The organism is Microbulbifer variabilis (assembly GCF_052467165.1).
Genome location: NZ_CP174301.1, coordinates 2,648,780 through 2,668,780 on the forward strand (window position 1 = coordinate 2,648,780; position 20,001 = coordinate 2,668,780).

The following is a 20,001-nucleotide window of genomic DNA, read 5'->3' on the forward strand; positions in this document are numbered from 1 at the left end:
AACCTGGGCAACAAGGAAGTGCGGTTGCCCATTCACACCATCACCGGGTTCACACTTCAAAGCAGGGAAAACAATAATGATATTTAGCGATCAACACCGGGAACTGCAGCGCACCGTACAAAACTTTGTACAGCAGGAAATTAACCCCAATGTGGCCGAATGGGAAAAGGCCGGCCGCTTTCCTATCCGCGAAATTTTCCAACAACTGGCTGGTCTGGGTCTGCTAGGCATCAGCAAGTCCACAGACTTCGGTGGCCTGGGTCTCGACTTCAGTTATGAAACCGTTTTCCTGGAGGAGCTGGGCGGTGCCCACTGTGGCGGCGTGCCCCTGTCGATTTCCGTGCAGACCTCCATGTGTACCCCTGCCCTGGCCAACTTCGGCAGCCAGGATCTCAAAGAGCAGTTCCTGATACCCGCCGTGAACGGAGAGATGATCGGCGCAATCGCCGTATCCGAACCCGGCGCCGGTTCCGATGTTGCCTCAATTAAAACCACTGCCAAAAGCGATGGCGACGACTATGTGATCAACGGCAGCAAGATGTGGATCACCAACGCCCCCTGCGCAGACTTTTTCTGCACCCTGGTCAATACCAGTGAGGGCAAAGCCCACAGCAACAAATCCCTGGTCATTATTCCGGCGAAAACGCCAGGGGTACGCATCGGCGAAAAGCTCGACAAATTAGGCATGCGCTCATCGGAAACCGCCCCTATCTTTTTTGACAATGTGCGAGTGCCCAAACATTTCCGCATCGGCGATGAGGGTGCCGGCTTCCTGCTGCAGATGCTGCAATTCCAGGAAGAGCGCCTCGCCGGCGCCGCACTTAATTTAAAGGGCCTGGAAAACTGCGTGAGCAGCACCATCGACTATGTGCGCGAACGCCATGCCTTTAAAGCACCATTGATCGACAATCAAACCATTCACTTTGCCCTCGCGGAAATGCAGACCGAAGTGGAATGCCTGCGCTCTCTAACCTGGCGCGCGGTGGAAGCCTATGTAGCCGGTGAAGATGTCACTACCCTCGCCTCTATGGCCAAGCTCAAGGCTGGTCGCCTGTCCCGCTCTATTCCCGATCAGTGCCTGCAGTTCTGGGGTGGCATGGGCTATATCGAGGAAACTGTAATCAACCGCGCTTACCGGGATAGCCGTCTCACCGCTATCGGCGGCGGCGCAGATGAAGTAATGCTCGGCATTATCTGTAAGTTGATGGGCATACTGCCCGGCAAGCGTAAACCCAACGCATAAGGTCAGGCTATGCAGACAATTATTAATGAGACCATCGGCATCGCCTGCCATCTCACCCTAAACCGGCCACAACAGCGCAACGCCATCAGTTTGCAAATGGTGGATGAGCTTCTGCAAAAGCTCGCAGAAGCGGAAGAAGATCCGCAGGTGCGAGCGTTGGTACTGCGGGGTGCAGAACACAACTTCTGCGCCGGTGGCGATATTGCCGATATGCTCAATGCGCAACAGGGCGCGAGCGATGGAAATAGTGATGTATTTTTTCACCTAAACCGTCGTTTCGGTGAATTGATGGAACGATTTAATCGCACTCCTTTAATAGTCATTGCCGTATTGGAAGGTGCCGTAATGGGCGGTGGTTTTGGGCTCGCTTGCAGTGCCGATATTGCCATTGCCGATCGCAGTTGCCGCTTTGCCCTTCCGGAAACCCGCCTGGGTTTACCGCCTGCACAAATTGCTCCCTTTGTCGTGGCACGGGTCGGCCTCTCCCAGGCCCGACGCCTGGCCCTCAGCGGAGCAAAAGTCAATGCACAGCAGGCCTTGGAAATTGGGTTAATCCATCAGCTACTCGATAATTCCGAAGCCCTCGAAGGCGCACTGCAGGAACACCTGGGCGCGATCAATGCCTGCGCTCCCGGCGCCCTGGCAACAACCAAGCAGATCTTGCTGGATGCAGCGCGGGTGAGCGATGAGACTGCCCTCGGCCAACTACTCGACGGCGCCGCACAGCAGTTTTCCCGCGCAATTCAAGGCCATGAAGGGCGCGAAGGCGCCCGTGCATTTCTGGAAAAACGATCACCGGAGTGGCAGCACTGATGTCGACAACAGAGACCCTGTTAATCGCCAACCGCGGCGAGATCGCACTGCGAATTATGCGAACTGCCCGGGCGGAAGGCTATCGCACAGTCGCCGTCTACAGCGATGCGGACTGCGATGCACTTCACGCACAGACTGCCGATATCGCCGTAGCCATTGGCGGGCAGACTTCGGCGGAGTCCTATCTGGATATCCAGAAAATTCTCGACGCGGCTAAAAAATCCCGAGCCACCGCCGTCCACCCCGGCTACGGCTTTCTCGCTGAGAATGCGGAATTTGCCAGCGCTTGCGAAGAGAATGAACTGCGTTTTGTTGGCCCGAGTGCCGAAGTCATAGAACTAATGGGCAACAAACGCAAAGCCAAGGAGTTTGTTGCCGCTGCCGGCGTACCCTGTATTCCCGGCTTCCAGGGTGCCCAGGACGACGATACCCTGATCGCCGAGGCGCGGCGCATTGGCTTCCCGTTAATGATCAAAGCCGCCGCAGGCGGTGGTGGGCGCGGCATGCGCCTGGCTCACGGAGACAGCGAACTGGCCTCCCAGTTGCGCGCCGCCCGCAGTGAATCCATGAGTGCATTCGGCAGCGACGAATTAATTCTGGAAAAGGCACTGGTCAACGCTCGCCATATCGAAATCCAGGTATTTGCGGATCGTCATGGCAACTGTATTCATCTGGGAGAGCGGGATTGCTCCGTACAACGACGCCATCAAAAAGTGGTCGAAGAGTGCCCTTCCCCAGCGGTCGACACCCAGCTGCGGGAAAGAATGGGGCAAGCCGCAGTCGCCGCCGCGCGAGCCTGCGGTTATCTAGGCGCGGGCACCGTAGAGTTTCTACTCTGTCCCAGCGGCGAATTCTATTTCCTGGAAATGAACACCCGGTTGCAAGTAGAGCACCCGGTAACAGAAATGGTAACCGGTTTTGACCTGGTAGCCTGGCAACTGGCAGTGGCCCGCGGCGAAGCCCTATGCGTCTCCCAGCAGCAAGTCACCCAGCAGCAAGTCACCCAGCATGGCCACGCCATTGAAGTCCGCCTGTATGCCGAAGACCCGGAACAACAATTCCTGCCCCAGGCCGGAAAAGTACTCCACTGGGTAGCGCCAAAGGGACAAGGAATCCGTATCGACCACGCTTTGAAAAATGGTTGTGAAATTACGCCATTTTACGACCCCATGCTCGGCAAATTAATTGCCTGGGGGCAGGATCGAGAAGAAGCTCGGCGCAAGCTAACCCAAGCCCTGACCCGGCTGGAATTTATCGGCCCCAAAAACAATATCCATTTCCTGCAGAAGATCCTGGCCGAATCACAGTTTATCGCTGGCGATGCCGATACCAGTTTTCTCGACCAAAACAGCACGCTGACATCCGCAGAACCAGTTCCAGCAGTAATTGCAGCCCAAGCCACATTACTGAATCACTTGTACCAAGCTAACCCTCAGGATCGGCGTAGCGGTCGCAGTGACTGGCGCAGTGGCGACAACAGCGTGCCGATCAACTACCGACTGGAAATTTCAGGGCAAACCCTGAACTGTGAGCTGCTGGTGTTAGTAGATCATTCTTACCAAATCTCAGTAGGCGACCAGCAGTTCCTGATTCAGTCGGTCCATTTTGAGAAATCACAAAAAGAAAGTGGAATTTATAGTGCTGAACTCCTGCTGGGTGGCGTTAGTCAAAAGAGACTGTTCCTAGCCAACCAAAGCAATCTGTATGTCCTGTTAGACGGCAGGCAGTTTCATTTTGTCGATATCACCCACGCCCCGGCCAAATCGAGACTTAACGAAGGCAGTGGCCGCATCACGGCTCCTATGGATGGTTGCCTGGTGCAGGTATTGGTTGAGCCCAATCAAAGCGTTCAGCGGGGAGACACTATCGCCTTAATGGAAGCCATGAAAATGGAGCACGCCCTGCGCGCAGACCGTGACGGTACCGTAATTAAACTGGGCGCCTGTGAAGGAGACCAGGTACGCGGTGGCCAGCTGTTAGTTCAGATCGAAGCCGCTCCCACGGAAACCGCCAAAATCCCCAGCGACGCTACTTCCTAAAGGAGATCAGCATGTACGATATTGATGCCTCCCGCATGGCAAGCCCCTTCTATGACGAAGGCCATCAGGAATGGCGCACCCAGTTGCGCCGCTTTGTCGACCGCGAGATTACTCCCTACATCACTCAATGGGACGAAGACGGCCAACTACCCGCCGAGCTTTGGAAAAAAGCCGCAGAAGTTGGCCTTCTGCAGATGAGTTATCCGGAAAACTACGGCGGCATCGAAACCGATGTCTTCCATATGATTGTTGCCGCAGAGGAGTTAGCCCGCCCCGGCGCTGGTGGCCTGTATGCCAGCCTGATGGTCCACGGCATTGCCCTGCCCCCATTACTGCACTATGGCAGTGAGGCCCTAAAAGATCAGGTTATTCCCTCGGTATTACGTGGTGATAAGCATATTTCCCTGGCAATTACCGAACCAGGCGCAGGCTCCGATGTAGCCAATCTCCAGTGCCGCGCAGAGCGTGATGGGGATGACTATATCGTTACCGGCGAAAAGACCTACATCACCGGCGGCATGCGCGCTAACTGGTTTACTGCTGCCGTGCGCACTGGTGAAGAAGGCTTCGGCGGTATCTCCCTGCTCTTAATCCCTGCGGATACCAAAGGGGTTAGCCGGCAGCTGCTCGATAAAAAGCAGGGCTGGTGGTGCTCTGATACGGCCAGTATCTTTTTTGATCAGGTGCGCGTGCCCGCGAGCAATCTAATTGGCGGTGAGAACCAAGGTTTCTTACCCATAGTGCACAACTTCAATCGCGAACGCCTGGGCATTGCCGCCTCTTGTGTAGAATTCAGCCGGGTCTGTTTGCAGGATGCCATTGAGTGGGCTCAGGAGCGTCAAACTTTCGGAAAGCGCCTCGCCAATCACCAGGTGATTCGACACAAGTTTGCCCAGATGCTTCAACGCATCAATGCCACCCAAGCCTATCTGGACCTCTGTGCCTGGGCGGAGCAACAGCATCAGCTCAAGGTAGCCGATATCGCTCTACTCAAAGTCCAAGCCACAGAAACCCTTGAATTCTGCGCCCGGGAAGCGATGCAGGTGTTAGGTGGCGCAGGCTATATGCGTGGCAGTCGGATTGAGCGTATCTATCGTGAAGTGCGGGTGAATGCGATTGGTGGCGGATCTGAAGAAATAATGCGGGATCTGGCTTCCAGGCAGATGGGAATTTAGAGTAGCAGGATAAAAGCCTCTTGCTAAGCCTATTTATAACTCAGTCCCGCATGGGTGTGGGACTGAATTAGTAAAGATCCTAAATTAACCTTTCTTCTTTTCTTCGATAAAGTCCCTTACCTGCTCACTCAGTACGGCCATAGGGACATTGCCATTTCTCAGAATAATCTCATGGAAGTCCTTAATATCGAAGTCCTCACCCAGTTCATTTTGCATCAGTTCTCGCAAGGCGAAAATCTCAAGTGCACCAGAATCATAAGAGGTAAGCTGCGCAGGCATAACCGCCATTCGGTCCATCAGAGTCCTCGGGCCTTTAGCAAATGAGGCTCCAGAATCCTGCAAAAACTCCGCAACTTTTTCATCACTCCAACCGAGTATATGCATTGCGGTGTCCGCTACCATACCTCGCGCAGGCCAAGCACGCCTAAGGATTTTGGTGGACCCGTACTGATACATCCCAGCTTCTTCCGCTAGATGTTCAGAGTACCTGCCCCAACCTTCAGCAAAAGCAGAGTTAGACAAGGCATCTTCAATTTTATGAAACTTTTCCTGCTCCTGTACAAGAGCAATTTGCATATGATGGCCCGGGTATCCTTCATGGATAGTTACCTTCTCGGCAGAAGCGTATGACTCATTCTGGTAGGTTGTCGGGTCATATCCAAATCTTGCCTTTCGCTCCTTAGTGCCCGGAATATAGTGTGCACTGCGACCAGAACCCTGCTCATGTTCAGGGATGGCCTTCACTTCCATTTCGATCAAAGGCATTTCATGGAAAAAGTCTACGGTTAAATCTCTAGACTTATCTACCAAGCGCTCAAAAAACTGATGCATTTCATCAGCGCTGTTAAATTTCTGAGTTTTATCTTCACTGGCCCTTGCCACTGCCTCAGAATAGGAATCTACTTGATAGAACTCCTTGCCTAAGCGAACCACTTCGCTCTTGTTTGCGTTGACAGCACTTAAACCCAACTCAAAAACTTCTTCTGGTGTTCTCTGCAATGTCGTATAAGAACGATACTGAGCCATATAGCATTCACGGCCATTAGGAATTGCATGGATGCCAAGCTCGGCTCTGGCTTCAGGTAAATAGGTGGATTCTAGAAAATTCTTATAATTCACCATTGAGGGGATAACGTGATCTGAAAGCACCTGTTTAAATGCTGCCTCAAATTCCGGGTCCTTAGCTTTCTTCGCTAAACCCAGGAAAGGATGCTCATCAATGGGTACTTGGGTCAAACCATCAACTTGCTGAATGACTCGCTTCACCACGCTCTGGGGTGCGGAGTAACCTTGCTCAAGCCCTCGACTCAGATTAGCTATTTCTTGCTGATAATAACGAGCCACATCAAGCCAACGCTCAATCGCGTCTGCCCTGTCTTGGGCAGTTTCAACCGGCTGAACCTCTGTCAAAAAGCCAAGTATGATATGGGGGCCAAACATATGATCAACAGACCAGAGTTCAGTCTTACAGACCCTTAAGCCAACATTCGACTCCAATCGCTCTTTCAGCTTGAAGTAGAATACCTTCTCTTGATCACTTTTTAGTCCATTTAGATCTATTTCAGCCAAAGCCTTGAGTATTTTATCCTCAGCCGCAGCCATAGAAGCAGAATTTATGGGGGAATTACTTAAGAAGAGATTATGTCTGTCCAGATCCATATCTGAGAAATATGCATACGGCTGGAAGTTATCTAAATAAACATCAGTATATTGATCTGCAAGTTTATGGAGTAATACCGAGTCACTAACTGCTTTCTGATCAGCCGTATCGGTTTTATTTTCGGTTAGGGTGCATCCCATCAAAGCTGAAGAAAATGCCAACGCCCCTAAACTTGCCCTGCTTATATTAATCATTCTGAAGAGACCAAATTGTAAATCAATAATTAAATAAAGTTGCTTTCAGATTAAAAACACTTAACACTTAACACTTAACACTTAATTTCTAGTAAGCATTCAAGCAGATTTTTTTTCAATATAGCTGATACCCAGTATCGGTGAATGGAAAGGATTCAAAGATAGATGCCAGAGGTATAACATCTGGCAAGACCACTACGCTTAAGCGAGTCACTTTAAGTAACTATCGCAAAAAAATAGCAAGTAAAAACAGAATCGTCCCACTCCACTCAGGCTTCCCTGTGATAGATGAGACTTAACCTCGAGCCAATACTCGACTACCGGCACTATTGGCACCAAGATCGAATGGCGCCTACGAATACTTAATACTCGCACTTGAGCCCTACAGGAGGTATTCCTTTCCATCAAGCTCATGATCTGTTTACTTGACATATATTCAATGGGGCGCATAGACAAGCTCAATAAGTGCTAACATTCTAATGATCAGCAAAAAGGACCTTACTTCAACTCAAGTAATCAACAGGAAGCAAGTACCTAATTCGGCATTAAAGAAGCTGCAATCAATTAAAGATCTCACCATAATGCTCATTCATTATGAGATTTAACCGCACTGCTGTCTCGCCCCTAGTGGTGAAACACCATATTTTAACTTATACAGTTGTGTAAAATAGGACTGACTGGAAAAGCCACTGTCAAGGGCAATATCAATAAGTCGTTTACGGGTGGTCCTTAATTGAGCATCCGCATAGCGGAGTCGCCGTTCATTAATCCAAGACTTAGGTGATGACTCTCTAAATACTTGCCCGAACATATTCTTAAATGAAGTTAAACTCATACCAATGTGCTTTGCAAAGGTAGCAACAGACCAGTTTTTTGTGAAGTTTTCCTCCATAAATCGCCTAAAGTTTTCCTGTAAAGGGTTTATATGATTCAGAAGTTCCGCAGCAAGTATTGGCCCGTGATCACTATTTAATTTAAGCAACAGTAGCTCTTCCAGTTTAAGAGTATTTAAACCGTCGTCACCTAACAGGCTAAACAGTCTGAAGGAGTCTAGTGTTAACCGAGTCAATTCACAGCCAGGAAGAACAATAGGCGCCTTATCTTCAGGAAGTGTTGAGCTGTCTATATTTATCCCGTTCCTTTTGTGGAGTAGTGTATTATCGTATCTTTGGTAGAATCTAGTAATCATTGCAGCTCTAATGCCTACGCATATTATAATAATACTGTGTCCCCTTAAATCGCTACTCAAACGAAAGTCACTATTGGAGCTCGCCAGCCACGTCTGCCCCACTGTTAGCTCAAAGCTTGATTGATTACCTTTAACTAATGCAGTACCAGCCGCCACCATAATCAAGTTCAAAGGTGACGAAAAATTGAGTCCAATAGATTCCCCATATGGAACTGACAGCATCTTTAGCTCAAACAGGCTTCCACAGTGCCGGCATTCAACTACTACCTCTCTATTAACAAATCTATTCTGCTCCTTACCGATTGGAATATCCATGTCCCTCTCTACACACTATTAAATCACTAGAATCTCTATCAATAATTCGTCACCAGTCGCGCGGTTACAATATTCTGCACAGCGACCCCAATGCATCTTCAGGAATCAGCTCCCTGTTTTGGCATAAATCTCATACTTATATTCCAAATATATGAGAGAATATGGCTGTGAACCGCATAGATATTGACTTTGACAACGTGGTTAACGAGCTCCAGTGAACCTCTATATCGTTTGAACCACCGTTTGAACCACCGTTGAATTTGATAGTGATCTAGCCAGTTTCATTCAAAGTGGCAACCTCACCTCAAGAGTGCTTTATAAAGTCTGGATTTCCGCAATGTAAATTTACCCGGAATTATCGCTATAAGTATATAATTTCAAGTGTCATATGTTTTACCAACCACCCAATTCCTACAGTCAATAATATCGACCTTAGATAACAAATTTTGAAGTATATGCCTCATAAATGACCATCGAAGTAAAATAGCTCCACCGCTCATATAACAGCTCTAGACTCGCCCCTAACCAATCAAAGGTTTATATAGCTCTTATAGCTCTGGCCCGTTTATTAGGAAATAATGCAAGCTGACTGAAAATTCACAAGTATTCACTATCCTTTCATAGACTAATTATCACAATAATAGGGCTATGACTACCTTAGGCTGGAGCAGCTCCAGTCATCAAAAGCGATTTGTTAATTAATGTAAACCCCTATCCAAACTTCAATTAGTGCTTTAAGGGCTAGATATCTTCCATCGAAACGCTATAATTGCGTTACTTAGGGAGCCCTTTTACTCCCAGCTTGTGCAGTTTTTCTTGATGCAGCATACGCTTTATCATTCTCAAGGAGCATGATGTCTACCAACGATTACACTCAGAAGTTAAACCAATTAGCTGAAATGATTTGGGAATCAGAAGCTGGATTAACCTTTAAAGAACAGGAACAAACTCCCCCTCCACCTCCCCCCAAGGAAGATCCTGATGAAGTACTTTGGGGCAAATGGGGAGGTCAATATATCATTGTTACTCGCTGCAAATCAGGAAACCGAGTTGCAAACATAAAGTTACCAGAAAAATTCTCTGATGAGGCTTCTGCGCGCTCAGCTGCCTTAGATCTTATTCGCAAGTATCCACAAGCAGGAATCCGATATCTTAGCGCTCAAGAGCTGGCCGTTTATCTTTTGTAAAAAATTTACTTAATAGCAAAAACTCTGCTCCAATCACTTACAGTGAGGCAAAGCTTTGCTTGTCATAGTACATTTGGAAAAGAGTTGACAAATTAAAAATGATTTACTCAATATGCCGCTATTAAGTATGGCCTGCCTGTATAATTTGAAGGTTATTAAAGGTACTGCCTTGCTTTAGCTTATATCAATAAGAGCTGCCAATAAACTTCCGCACTTCTTCTACAAATATTTTTGAAGCAGGCTCACGCCCAAGTAATAAATGGCCATCACTATCCAAACCAATAAATCTACAATTTGGAATACTTGATGCGATATCAAAACCTACCTTTACCGGGATACGTTGATCCCCTATCGAATGAATGACCAATGTAGGAACACTTACTTTTTTAAGCTGATTACGAACGTCAATATCCCCAAATACAGAGAGGAACCGCGCGGCATTTTCAGGAGAGGTGGTTAAGCGTTGAAATTCGTTAAACCAGGCTAGCTCACTTGCATTTGCACTCGGCATAAATGTCGAAGAAAAAATTTGTCTATATGCAGGATTATCTTGCCCCCAGCCAGTCTCAGTGAGGGTTATTATAGCTTCTCGCTCTTTAATTACGGCATCAGTAGCCCCTGTCCGCCAACCTGCTGCATAACCGCCAAAAAGAATAAGACTTTTTACCCTTTCAGGGTGCCGCACTGCATATTCAATAGATACAGCTGCTCCCTGTGATATGCCGAGCAAAGTAAATTTATCGACACCACATGCATCTACGACAGTCTCTAAGTCGGTCACAAAAGACTCAAAAGAGATATTGTTAACATCCCAATCTGAGAGTCCATTACCACGCTCATCGTAGCGAATGAATTGATGATCCGAGGAAAGCTCTCGGAACAAAGGGCTCCAAATTGGCGAATCCCAGTCATACTCAAGGTGACTTAACCAATTAGCCGCCTTAACAATGGGAGAACCATCCCCAACAGCTGCATAGGCAATACGAACGCCATCCGAAGCACTGCAGAACCCAACTTTTTGCTGTGTAAGAAGCTTACGCTCAAGATACTGATTATCAATATTGGTATCTTTAGCCTCTCCCAATGATAAAACCTGGGGAGACCATGCAATCCCAGCCTTTCTAAATCTCTCCAAAAATTTTGGCCGAACATTAGCCACTTCTTTGGTAAAACCTAGTGCCTCCAGTTTAACTAACAACTGAGCCGCAGCGCGGGTATTATAGGGCTCCAAAGCTTCCCAGCTGCGCACCCACTTGAGTTGATCTGGAAGTGATGTATCAGGATGAGATGACAAACGGGAGAGCACCTTACCCCGCAATCGCCCTATTTCCTCTCGCTCCGCGAGTAACCATTGCTGGAATAATTCTTGATCCGGTAAATCAATTCCGTCCAGAAATGGCTCTTTAAGAGCAGTATCTATAGATAGAAGCTCTTCTACCGAAAGATCAGGATCGCCTAGCTTTAGCGCTATCGACTTTATATCAATGTGGACATCTTCCCCCTCTAGTCGGACCCTCTCTCGATCTGCTATCAGGCGCTCCCCACAAGAATCATTGACAATTGGGCGAATCTTGCTCAAAGACCACCTTAGAGATGCCCTTGGGTCATCTGGCAACTCCCAGAATATCTCACATAAACGATCGCGGCGATGAGGCCGAGCTGCCAGTACTAAAAATGCCAAGAGTGCACGAGTTCTTTTTGAGGGGGGAAGGCTTATCGGTACCCCATCGCGATAAACTGCCAGCTCTCCAAGCATTCGGATTGTTATACCCATAATCGAAATACTCACTCTTGTTTGCTGTGATACCTTGATAAATTAGGAAGAGTTTCGAGAGCGAACCGAGATAATTCGTTTACAACTTCGAATACATCAAGTGGTAACCCCGCCAAACATAGCAATTCGGCAAACAAGCCTGGGAAACCACCCTGCCATTTTCTCAAGCCATTTGGCCATCTGTAAACAACAGCCACTTACATGACTCACAGATTAATTGCGTGCCGATAATCACTCGCCGTCAGTCATTGAACATAGAATGGGAAAGTGGTGCAGGAAAGAAATCATCTTCTTACAGCTCGCGCTATTACTAAGTGATGAAATTTTAGCCTAATTCTTGCTTTTAATAATCAAGAGGTAAATTACCGACCAAAGCTAAAAATCACACGTCCATGACCTACATGGCAAATTCAAAGCTTACAATTTTTCACTGCCAAAAATAAAAATATCCTAAACCTTTCCTTTAACCTCCTTCTTTTGAAGCCAAATACTCACGAACAGCAATTCATCAACCCTCATGATACAGGTATTAACCTATGAGGCTTATCAAATATTACATGTGGATGCTTTTTGGGTATTTATTCTTTCATGTGAGAAGTTTCACATACTTACAGCCTGCCATCTTGTATTCCTTATTCTCGAATATATACAATTTAGGCTTCTCGCAAGGCGAAATATCGAACTACTGAAGTAGCTGATAGCTCCATGGTAGTGATTAAAAATTTATGCTATAGCAAACAACAATCTTATCTTTGCCTTAGATAGAAAGCCCAATAAAAATCGAACATATTCCTTACATATGCCGTGCTTAAAGCACAATCCAGATAAGGAGCATTTATACATGTTGATTGTGATTCCCATTAGGATCAACACAGCATCTTGACTGTAGCGTAGTAAAAATCGACCAGAGTTTCTCGGGCCTCGCCACCTCTTGCTCGTATAGCCAAGCTTTGCAAGGCAGCATGTAGCAATTTAGCTGTCGGTTGAACGTCTCGATCTATAGGCCAGTCCCCATCCTCCTGTGCGCGCAGGAGTCGTCTTTCCAGTTGGCTATCAATTCTTGCAATCAAAATTTTCAAGTCATCTTGAACATCTGGATGAGCCAATGATTCCACTGGTGCAGTGCAAGTAGCAAAACAACCCAGCGATTCGTCTTTTAGCAGATAAGTTTCCAGCGCCTGTCCATAGAATCGCAGCATAGCATCCTGCAAAGGAGCACCATCATTCAATATTGCATCAAGTTCTTTACCTAGCTGATTCGCAAACTGCGCAAAAGCTTTACGGTAAATGGATACTTTGTCACCAAAAGCGGCGTAAATACTTGGCCTGTTCATCTTCATCGACTCAGCCAGATCATCTAAAGAAGTAGCTGTGAGGCCCTTGCGCCAAAATACCTGGAGAGCGCCCTCCAGGGCCTCAGTGGCATCATATTTAGGTGGACGGCCTCTTCTCTTTTTCATTTTTGTACTACTCCGAACATAATTGTTGACACCGCAGAAAGCCTATCATATTTTATTGTTCGAAACGGTACAAAATAAATGATATTATGGAACTTACAACGAATAAAATACCGCCACCTTTGCCTTGTCTGGCCTGCCGCTTTGTTACATCCAGTGCAAGTGCAACTTACACACGCACTATTCGCTACCTGAAGAGGGAGCACATTCAGTATGTTGCTAAAGAGGTCTATCAAATTCCTGACTCGATGAGCTGTAAAAAAGCGTTGGATATGGTGGCTCAATGCAGCCCCGACTTCCTCCTCAACCACAGCCTTAGAAGCTATGCATTCGGCTTAGCAATGAGTCACAAAGTAAAGACAGTGATAGATCAAGAAGTCTACTTTCTTGGTGCCATCATGCATGATATAGGACTAACCCCGGCCTATGATGTCGGTGGTACTTTTGAGCTAGACGGAGCTCAAGCAGCAAGATCCTTTTGTATTGGTCATAACATCTCTACCGAGAAGGCTGATTTAGTACATGAGATGATCGCTCATCACAACTCTGTTGGAATTGCGCACAAAAAAGACCCGGAGATTGCCCTACTACATTTTGCCGCAGGGCTGGATATTGCCGGGTTATGGTTGAGTGATATTCATCCCAAAACCTTGTCTGAAGTAATTAATGAGTATCCCAGACTGGATTTTAAGCAGGGTATGAAAAGCATGCTCAACGATCAAGTCGGGAGAAAACCACAAAGTTATATGAGGCCATTTGTAGAACTTGGCTTTCTAAAAAAAATAGAAGAAACCCCTTTTTAAGTACTCTTTCAGACCTCCTATTTATTAATATTACAAAGTAACTTGTCAGGAGAGTCACTATGCCTCACCAAAGAAATTACTCAAAGCCAGCCAGAAGATGCTTTAGACAAAGGGAAAAAGTCAGACAGAAAGGTTTAATAAATATAGCACTCTTAATATTTAGTGCCCTCATAGTCAGCGCCTGTGAATCCGAGATTCGAAAAGCCATGATGAAACAGGCGATTCCGGTCGACTATTTTGAACCTTTTACAGAATTACCTTCAAAATTTGTTCAACATAGTGATCGAGTTTATAGTTTTCGTCTGGGAATGAACCGGGCAGTGGTCCTGAAGACGAATGACGGATTGGCGGTTTTTGATTGCTTTAATGAAAATTTCAGCAAATCACTTTCTAATGAGCTACAAAAACAATTTCCCGAACACCCCGTACGCTGGTTAGTCTACTCCCATAATCACTTGGATCACATCCGTGGTGGAGCACATCTAAGCCCCAAAATTGTCGTCGGACATAATAATATTAACCATCTAATCCAAGATTGGGAGCACCCATTAAATAAAATCCTACCTGTAACTAGTCCAATAGATGGTGATAAATCTTTAAAATTTGGAGATCAAACTGTCCACTTCCTATATATGCCTGAATCCCACTCAACAACATTGTATGGATTTTATATTGAAAGTGAAGACATCGTATTTGCTCCAGATATGATGTTCGTGAACGCATTTCCCCCTTTTGGTCTGCCCGACTGGTATTTCCCCGGTTACATACGGGCCCTCGATCGCCTGATTGAATTAAATGCAAAAATTTATATTCCCAGCCACTTTAACGAAGGAGATAGAAGAGATTTAATTCACTATAGAAATATGATGGTAGATTTTCGTAAAACCGTAGAACGTGAGATGTCTAAAATTAATTATGAACCTGATCAAGGGAAAAAATTACGAGCCATTTTTGATATAGTTTACCCTGAGCTACAAAGTAAATACGGTGACTGGCATGGCTTTGACGCCATGTTTATTCCGCACTTTGCAGGACAAGTGGGAGGCACCTACTTAGGTTACTAGATACAGAATGTATATAGTACCTTTACTTGCAGATCTCTCCTTCTTAAGTTCCTTCACGTCATGGAGTTGAGGAAAGGATTATATACTGTGATTAGCATACGGAAGGGGTGACACATTAGATATAGATTTTGACATCTTGAATATTACACTTAGACCCCTTTCCTCCCTCAACTTCTGCTATCATCGCGCCCGCGAACCTAAGGGGTGGCCTTGGCCTGAGATGCCCAGAGGACTTTTGATTCTTCCGGGCAAACCCTTGAACCTGATCCGGTTAATACCGGCGTAGGGATAGGTAACCTCACCAAACGCCTCCTCACGTCGCGCTCCGGGTCTCTTTCACTTGTGTTGATTCGAGAGAGAACCATGAAGAATCTGTTCAAAGCCCACCCCATTGCCTGGTCTGTTAGCATTGTAGCCAGCTTGTCTGCGGGGCTGGCAGTTGCTGAATCGAGGGAAGCAGGGATTGAAGAGGTCGTAGTCACTGCCCAATTACGCAATACCAACCTGTTGGACTTGGCTACCAGCGCGACAGTGGTTAATGCCGATACAATCAAGGCCCGGGGTGCGAGCAATCTGGATCAGATCCTGAATATGGCACCAAATGTAAATTTCTCTTCCGGTGCATCACGGGGCCGCTTCATCCAAATTCGCGGTATTGGCGAGCGCAGCCAATTTATAGACCCTGTGAACCCCTCTGTTGGCCTGGTTATCGATGGTATTGACTTCACCGGCCTCGGGCTCGCTGCCAGCACCCTGGATATCGATCAAGTAGAGATTCTTCGCGGGCCCCAAGGCACTGCGTATGGTGCCAACGCCCTGGCGGGTCTGATCAATATGACCAGCGCCGCTCCTACCACTGAACCCATGGCAAAAGTATCTGCCGAGGTAAGTGAATACAATGGACGCAATATTTCTGTAATTTCCAGCGGCCCATTAGCCGATCAACTTGGTTATCGAATCGCTGCCAATAGGCAAAAATCCGATGGCTATACAGAGAATGCATTCCTGGGCAGTGATAATACCAACAATATTGATGAATCAGTGCTAAGAAGTAAGCTGGCCTACACGCCTAGTGACAACCTGAATTTTGGCCTCTCTCTGCTCTATGTGAATGTTGACAACGGCTATGATGCCTTCTCCTTATACAACACCCGTGAAACACTGTCTGACGAACCAGGCTCGGATCGACAGGAAACCTGGGCCGGAGCCCTAGCCGCACAGTGGTCAGGGAGTGAGCTATTCCACTTGGATGCCACGCTGAGCCTCGCAGATTCAGACACAGAATACGGTTACGACGAAGACTGGAGTTATCAAGGCTTTCACCCATGGGAATACAGCCAAAAAGACAATTACCATCGCGACAAAGATAACATCAGCCTAGACTTGCGCTTGCTTTCTACTGATGTATCCAAACTCTTTTCTGGCCGTAGCAGCTGGGTTGTAGGTATATATGAGCGTATAGAACGTGAGGATTTATTACGCACCAAAACCTCTAATGAGGAGTTTGGGGCTGATGTTGAATACTTTTCCAGTGAGTTTGACACAAGAAACACAGCGATTTATGGCCAACTTAATACTGAATTGACCGCCAGCTTAAATCTGGTGACAGGGCTCCGCCTGGAGAAGCGAAGTGCTGATTACACAGATTCCCTGTTCACTGCCAGGGATATCAGCGAGGACCTCTGGGGTGGCAATATCACTCTGGAGTATCACTACTCCGAAAATACTATGGCGTATGCGACGGTATCCCGAGGATACAAGGCCGGCGGTATCAATGGTGTAATCATCTCTGAATCAGTGAGAAATGTAGAAATTAGCCCTAATTTCTTCGATTTTGATACTGAGCATATGCTTAACTACGAAATAGGTATTAAAGGCAATTGGTTCGACAACCGCTTGCATGCCCAGTTGGCTGCTTTCTACCAGGATCGCAATGATATCCAGGCAAAACAATCCGTCTTCATATTTAATGAAGATGAAGTTTCCTTTCACGACTACCTGGCCAATGCCGCGGGAGGTAAAACTTCCGGGCTGGAAGTAGAGTTTAACTACTTTGCTACAGATTCCCTGCGCATCTTTGCCTCTGCAGGCTGGCTAAATGCGGAGTTTGAAAACTTTATAACCGGCTCTCATGTCGACGCAAGAGATGACTCCCAGGGAGCACCTGTAAACCTGGATGGTCGAGACGTAGCCCATGCGCCAAGCTATCAATTTTTCACTGGCAGCGAAATTTCTCTCCTGCCCAACTTAGTTCTGCGCTTAGAGCTGGAAGGAAAGGACGAGTTCTACTTCTCCAATAGCCACAATGAAAAATCTAATGCCTATGAATTAGTCAATGCCCGGCTGACATACCAGGGTGATAATTGGGATCTGTCCTTATGGGGCAGAAACTTAACTGATGAAGACTATTACACCAGGGGTTTCTATTTTAGCAACCAATATGGTAACAACCCTGCCAATGGCTATGCGCCAGAAGCCTATTATCAATTTGGCGAGCCTCGTATCGCCGGTATAAGCGGTACTTATACTTTCTAATAGTTGTATCATTGGGGGTGGTCTATACCACCCCAACTTTTGCTTTCAATAGGAGGCGTTGTGAGGCTCTCAGTAGAAATCAGTATGTACCCACTGAAGGATGAGTATATCCCCGGCATCCAAGCATTTATTGATCGACTCAATAAATATCCAGAACTCAAGGTAATTACCAATACTATGAGTACTCAGGTTTTTGGGGACTACGATTTGCTAATGGATGTACTCAAGTTAGAATTGCGCAGATCCTATGAGCAGTTTGGCCGTGTCATCTTTGTTTGCAAATTTATAGACGGGGATCTTTCACCGGCGGCATCAGATGCTTGATCAAGATTTCACTAGCGCTATTTCAGCTTCTATCAACGCGATGTCCACCTGGGAAATTGCTGCAGTTGTATTGGCCCTATCCTACCTACTGCTTGCAATGCGTGAGAAGATCAGCTGTTGGTACGCCGCTTTTGCCAGCACAGCCATTTACCTTTTTTTATTTTGGGACGTCAGCCTGCTGATGGAATCGGCCCTGCAGGTATTTTACCTGGTAATGGCTGTTTTTGGTTGGTGGCAATGGCGTAGTCATCGAGATAAACAACAAGATCTCAAAATTCATCGTTGGCCACTTAAAACCCACCTTCTTGTACTGACAAGCGTCAGCGGGCTCACCTTGTTGCTTGGCTATATTCTGGAGAATACAACCAATGCCGCCCTGCCCTACCTGGACTCTTTTACTACTTTAGGGGCCATAGTTACAACTTATATGGTCACTCGAAAAGTCTTAGAGAACTGGATTTACTGGATTGTGGTTGATGGTGCCTCAATTTACCTTTACCTGGACAGAGGCCTATACCCCACGGCTGCCTTGTTTTCACTTTATGTAATATTAGTAATCATCGGCTTTTTCCAGTGGCATGCCATTTATAGAAAGGAAAGGCAGTCTGAAATATCTGCGAGCGAAGCAGTAACTGATAGAGCAGCCACTCTTATTTAACTGGTCTTGAAACGAGCGCCCCATAGTCATGAGTAACCCCCTAGATGATATGCTGCCCCAGGACTGGCCCCTATGGAGCCAATCCAGACCCACTGTGGTCAGACAGCTCACAGGAGGGCAAACGAACCAAACATTTCTACTCAAGACAAACCAAGAGCTATTAATTCTACGTATCAATTCACAATACAGTGGTGCTCTAGATTTAAACCGACAAACAGAAACCAACGTCCTTGTAAGAGCAAGTAGCGCCGGGCTATGCGCTCCTTTAGTCTACAGTGACCCAGCATATCAATACCAAGTTACCCGCTTTATTGAAGGGCGACCTTGGAATAAAAATGATGCCGATGCTCTGGAACAGGTTGCCAATTTACTTGATGGAATCCACAGCCTCCCCGAAATTGATGCCCATTTGGATATATCCTATAAAGCTGACCAATATTGGAGCTCGATTGATAAACAAGCAGATTTCTACCCGACTCTAGTACAGCTTCACCAAAAAATCCCTTCCCATATTGCTGCCGCGGAACAGCTAGGTGATGGGTTCTCTCTTTGCCATAATGATCTAAGCACTGGAAACCTCATCGCTGGAAAGGCCAGGCGGCTTTATGCCATTGATTGGGAGTACGCGGCTATGGGCGATCGCTTCTATGACCTCGCCGTGATCATAGAGGAACATCAGCTCAGCAGAATTCAGCAACAATCCCTACTCGAGCTGTATCTTAGGCGTAATCCGGCCCGAGAACATTGGCAACGCCTATACCATTGGCGCAGAATGTACAAATATCTAAGCTTACTCTGGTATGCTGTACAGTGGGGCTCTGAGATCCCAAAAAACAATTTTTTTGCTGAAAAAATAGACAGTATCAGCAAGAGCCTGCTCCGATCGGAACCCGCCTTACATATATAGCTTCGCTCACCTTAAGGAATTTAGGCACTTGATGGAGCAAATATTGTAAAATCAACACTCCCGTTACTAAAAATTAACTTCTAAGAACCAGGAATATAACTTATGCAAAAAATTGTTTTTACATTGATGTTGTTTGTTTTGACAATCGGTAACGCACAGGCGCAAGAGAAGCCTGAAGCATTCAAAACTATCGAGAACCTTCTAAATTACCTATCAGATGTAGACCATGAGCGTATGAGAGGCACCGTAACTGAGTCTTTTCTCTTGCTCGAACATGGTGAAGTATGGACGATTGAAGATCTAATTAAGGTGGCAAAGCCGTCAGATACTGTTAGAACCAATTACTTTAGCATTATTGACTTTGATGAGAGGCCAGATCTAGTCACAATCAACTATTGGAATAAGGCCAATTTTGCTGCAAAGAACAAGAGCCAGGATGTTTACTGGCTCGAAAGCGCTATTCTAAAGAAAGTGCAAGGAAAGTGGCTCCTCTCTCAATTGCACTCTACAAGACTGCCGTCTGGAAAAGTACCAGAAAATGTAGTGTTTAAGCCATAAGGCTACCTTAACCACCAATAAGTAAGAGCCAAAAGGGATTTTGGTCTTATACTTCAGCGCTAATGACGCATTGATACATCCTATTTAACTCAATCAGTAGTCCCCT

At 46.6% G+C, this 20,001-nt stretch carries 16 protein-coding genes and 1 riboswitch; of the genes, 12 read left to right on the forward strand and 4 right to left on the reverse strand.

From position 1 onward, the window contains the following. The first annotated feature begins 76 nt into the window (after positions 1–76). The 4 genes from ACJJIP_RS11725 to ACJJIP_RS11740 are packed head-to-tail and all read left to right on the forward strand — an operon-like array spanning position 77 to position 5,270. Positions 77–1,243, forward strand: coding sequence for an acyl-CoA dehydrogenase family protein (locus ACJJIP_RS11725; protein ID WP_444945180.1), 1,167 nt, complete (start codon positions 77–79; stop codon positions 1,241–1,243). A 9-nt stretch (positions 1,244–1,252) separates the two neighbouring features. Next, on the forward strand, positions 1,253–2,056 hold the full coding sequence (locus ACJJIP_RS11730) for an enoyl-CoA hydratase/isomerase family protein (protein WP_020415103.1): 804 nt from the start codon (positions 1,253–1,255) through the stop codon (positions 2,054–2,056). After that, on the forward strand, positions 2,056–4,095 hold the full coding sequence (locus tag ACJJIP_RS11735; RefSeq protein WP_444945181.1) for an acetyl/propionyl/methylcrotonyl-CoA carboxylase subunit alpha: 2,040 nt from the start codon (positions 2,056–2,058) through the stop codon (positions 4,093–4,095). The genes ACJJIP_RS11730 and ACJJIP_RS11735 overlap by 1 nt, the downstream gene beginning before the upstream one ends. Positions 4,096–4,106: 11 nt before the next feature. Next, a complete protein-coding gene (locus ACJJIP_RS11740; protein ID WP_252085684.1) occupies positions 4,107–5,270 on the forward strand; it encodes an acyl-CoA dehydrogenase family protein in 1,164 nt (387 codons plus the stop codon). Between the two features lie 84 nt (positions 5,271–5,354). Here ACJJIP_RS11740 and ACJJIP_RS11745 read toward each other — a convergent pair whose 3' ends face one another. Continuing rightward, complete coding sequence (locus ACJJIP_RS11745) at positions 5,355–7,124, reverse strand: DUF885 domain-containing protein (RefSeq protein WP_444945182.1); 1,770 nt, start codon at positions 7,122–7,124, stop codon at positions 5,355–5,357. Between the two features lie 601 nt (positions 7,125–7,725). Continuing rightward, a complete protein-coding gene (locus ACJJIP_RS11750; protein WP_353375221.1) occupies positions 7,726–8,628 on the reverse strand; it encodes a helix-turn-helix transcriptional regulator in 903 nt (300 codons plus the stop codon). An 854-nt stretch (positions 8,629–9,482) separates the two neighbouring features. On the opposite strand from ACJJIP_RS11750, the gene ACJJIP_RS11755 reads away from it, so the two are divergent. After that, positions 9,483–9,815, forward strand: coding sequence for a hypothetical protein (locus ACJJIP_RS11755; RefSeq protein ID WP_020415097.1), 333 nt, complete (start codon positions 9,483–9,485; stop codon positions 9,813–9,815). A gap of 184 nt (positions 9,816–9,999) precedes the next feature. Here the strand turns inward: ACJJIP_RS11755 and ACJJIP_RS11760 are convergent, their stop codons facing one another. Further along, positions 10,000–11,133 (reverse strand): alpha/beta fold hydrolase, encoded by a 1,134-nt coding sequence (locus tag ACJJIP_RS11760; protein ID WP_444945183.1) that lies wholly within the window; start codon positions 11,131–11,133, stop codon positions 10,000–10,002. A 1,322-nt stretch (positions 11,134–12,455) separates the two neighbouring features. Continuing rightward, positions 12,456–13,049 (reverse strand): TetR/AcrR family transcriptional regulator, encoded by a 594-nt coding sequence (locus ACJJIP_RS11765; protein ID WP_444945184.1) that lies wholly within the window; start codon positions 13,047–13,049, stop codon positions 12,456–12,458. A gap of 86 nt (positions 13,050–13,135) precedes the next feature. Here ACJJIP_RS11765 and ACJJIP_RS11770 point away from each other — a divergent pair, with 86 nt between their 5' ends. From ACJJIP_RS11770 to ACJJIP_RS11800, 7 genes are all read left to right on the forward strand, one after another. After that, the gene (locus tag ACJJIP_RS11770) at positions 13,136–13,849 is read left to right on the forward strand and encodes an HD domain-containing protein (protein ID WP_282950827.1); all 714 of its coding nucleotides are present in this window, start codon (positions 13,136–13,138) and stop codon (positions 13,847–13,849) included. A gap of 59 nt (positions 13,850–13,908) precedes the next feature. Next, entirely contained in the window at positions 13,909–14,913 is a 1,005-nt protein-coding gene (locus ACJJIP_RS11775; RefSeq protein WP_444945185.1) for an MBL fold metallo-hydrolase, read from the forward strand. Between the two features lie 190 nt (positions 14,914–15,103). Then, positions 15,104–15,219: riboswitch (TPP riboswitch) on the forward strand. A 57-nt stretch (positions 15,220–15,276) separates the two neighbouring features. Further along, entirely contained in the window at positions 15,277–17,448 is a 2,172-nt protein-coding gene (locus tag ACJJIP_RS11780; RefSeq protein WP_444945186.1) for a TonB-dependent receptor, read from the forward strand. Positions 17,449–17,508: 60 nt separating this feature from the next. After that, the gene (locus ACJJIP_RS11785) at positions 17,509–17,772 is read left to right on the forward strand and encodes a hypothetical protein (protein ID WP_444945187.1); all 264 of its coding nucleotides are present in this window, start codon (positions 17,509–17,511) and stop codon (positions 17,770–17,772) included. Then, the gene (pnuC, locus tag ACJJIP_RS11790) at positions 17,765–18,430 is read left to right on the forward strand and encodes a nicotinamide riboside transporter PnuC (protein ID WP_353375215.1); all 666 of its coding nucleotides are present in this window, start codon (positions 17,765–17,767) and stop codon (positions 18,428–18,430) included. The genes ACJJIP_RS11785 and pnuC overlap by 8 nt, the downstream gene beginning before the upstream one ends. Positions 18,431–18,458: 28 nt before the next feature. Continuing rightward, positions 18,459–19,337: a choline kinase family protein gene (locus tag ACJJIP_RS11795; RefSeq protein WP_353375214.1), complete on the forward strand. Its 879-nt coding sequence runs from the start codon at positions 18,459–18,461 to the stop codon at positions 19,335–19,337. A 102-nt stretch (positions 19,338–19,439) separates the two neighbouring features. Beyond that, complete coding sequence (locus ACJJIP_RS11800) at positions 19,440–19,895, forward strand: nuclear transport factor 2 family protein (RefSeq protein ID WP_282950833.1); 456 nt, start codon at positions 19,440–19,442, stop codon at positions 19,893–19,895. Positions 19,896–20,001 lie beyond the last annotated feature (106 nt).

Coding starts and splice junctions, on each gene's coding strand:
- ACJJIP_RS11730 (WP_020415103.1), top strand. CDS start 1,253: ATGCAGACAATTATTAATGAGACCATCGGCATCGCCTGCCATCTCACC.
- ACJJIP_RS11755 (WP_020415097.1), top strand. CDS start 9,483: ATGTCTACCAACGATTACACTCAGAAGTTAAACCAATTAGCTGAAATG.
- pnuC (WP_353375215.1), top strand. CDS start 17,765: ATGCTTGATCAAGATTTCACTAGCGCTATTTCAGCTTCTATCAACGCG.
- ACJJIP_RS11725 (WP_444945180.1), top strand. CDS start 77: ATGATATTTAGCGATCAACACCGGGAACTGCAGCGCACCGTACAAAAC.
- ACJJIP_RS11750 (WP_353375221.1), bottom strand. CDS start 8,628: ATGGATATTCCAATCGGTAAGGAGCAGAATAGATTTGTTAATAGAGAG.
- ACJJIP_RS11740 (WP_252085684.1), top strand. CDS start 4,107: ATGTACGATATTGATGCCTCCCGCATGGCAAGCCCCTTCTATGACGAA.
- ACJJIP_RS11745 (WP_444945182.1), bottom strand. CDS start 7,124: ATGATTAATATAAGCAGGGCAAGTTTAGGGGCGTTGGCATTTTCTTCA.
- ACJJIP_RS11765 (WP_444945184.1), bottom strand. CDS start 13,049: ATGAAAAAGAGAAGAGGCCGTCCACCTAAATATGATGCCACTGAGGCC.
- ACJJIP_RS11735 (WP_444945181.1), top strand. CDS start 2,056: ATGTCGACAACAGAGACCCTGTTAATCGCCAACCGCGGCGAGATCGCA.
- ACJJIP_RS11770 (WP_282950827.1), top strand. CDS start 13,136: ATGGAACTTACAACGAATAAAATACCGCCACCTTTGCCTTGTCTGGCC.
- ACJJIP_RS11795 (WP_353375214.1), top strand. CDS start 18,459: ATGAGTAACCCCCTAGATGATATGCTGCCCCAGGACTGGCCCCTATGG.
- ACJJIP_RS11780 (WP_444945186.1), top strand. CDS start 15,277: ATGAAGAATCTGTTCAAAGCCCACCCCATTGCCTGGTCTGTTAGCATT.
- ACJJIP_RS11775 (WP_444945185.1), top strand. CDS start 13,909: ATGCCTCACCAAAGAAATTACTCAAAGCCAGCCAGAAGATGCTTTAGA.
- ACJJIP_RS11800 (WP_282950833.1), top strand. CDS start 19,440: ATGCAAAAAATTGTTTTTACATTGATGTTGTTTGTTTTGACAATCGGT.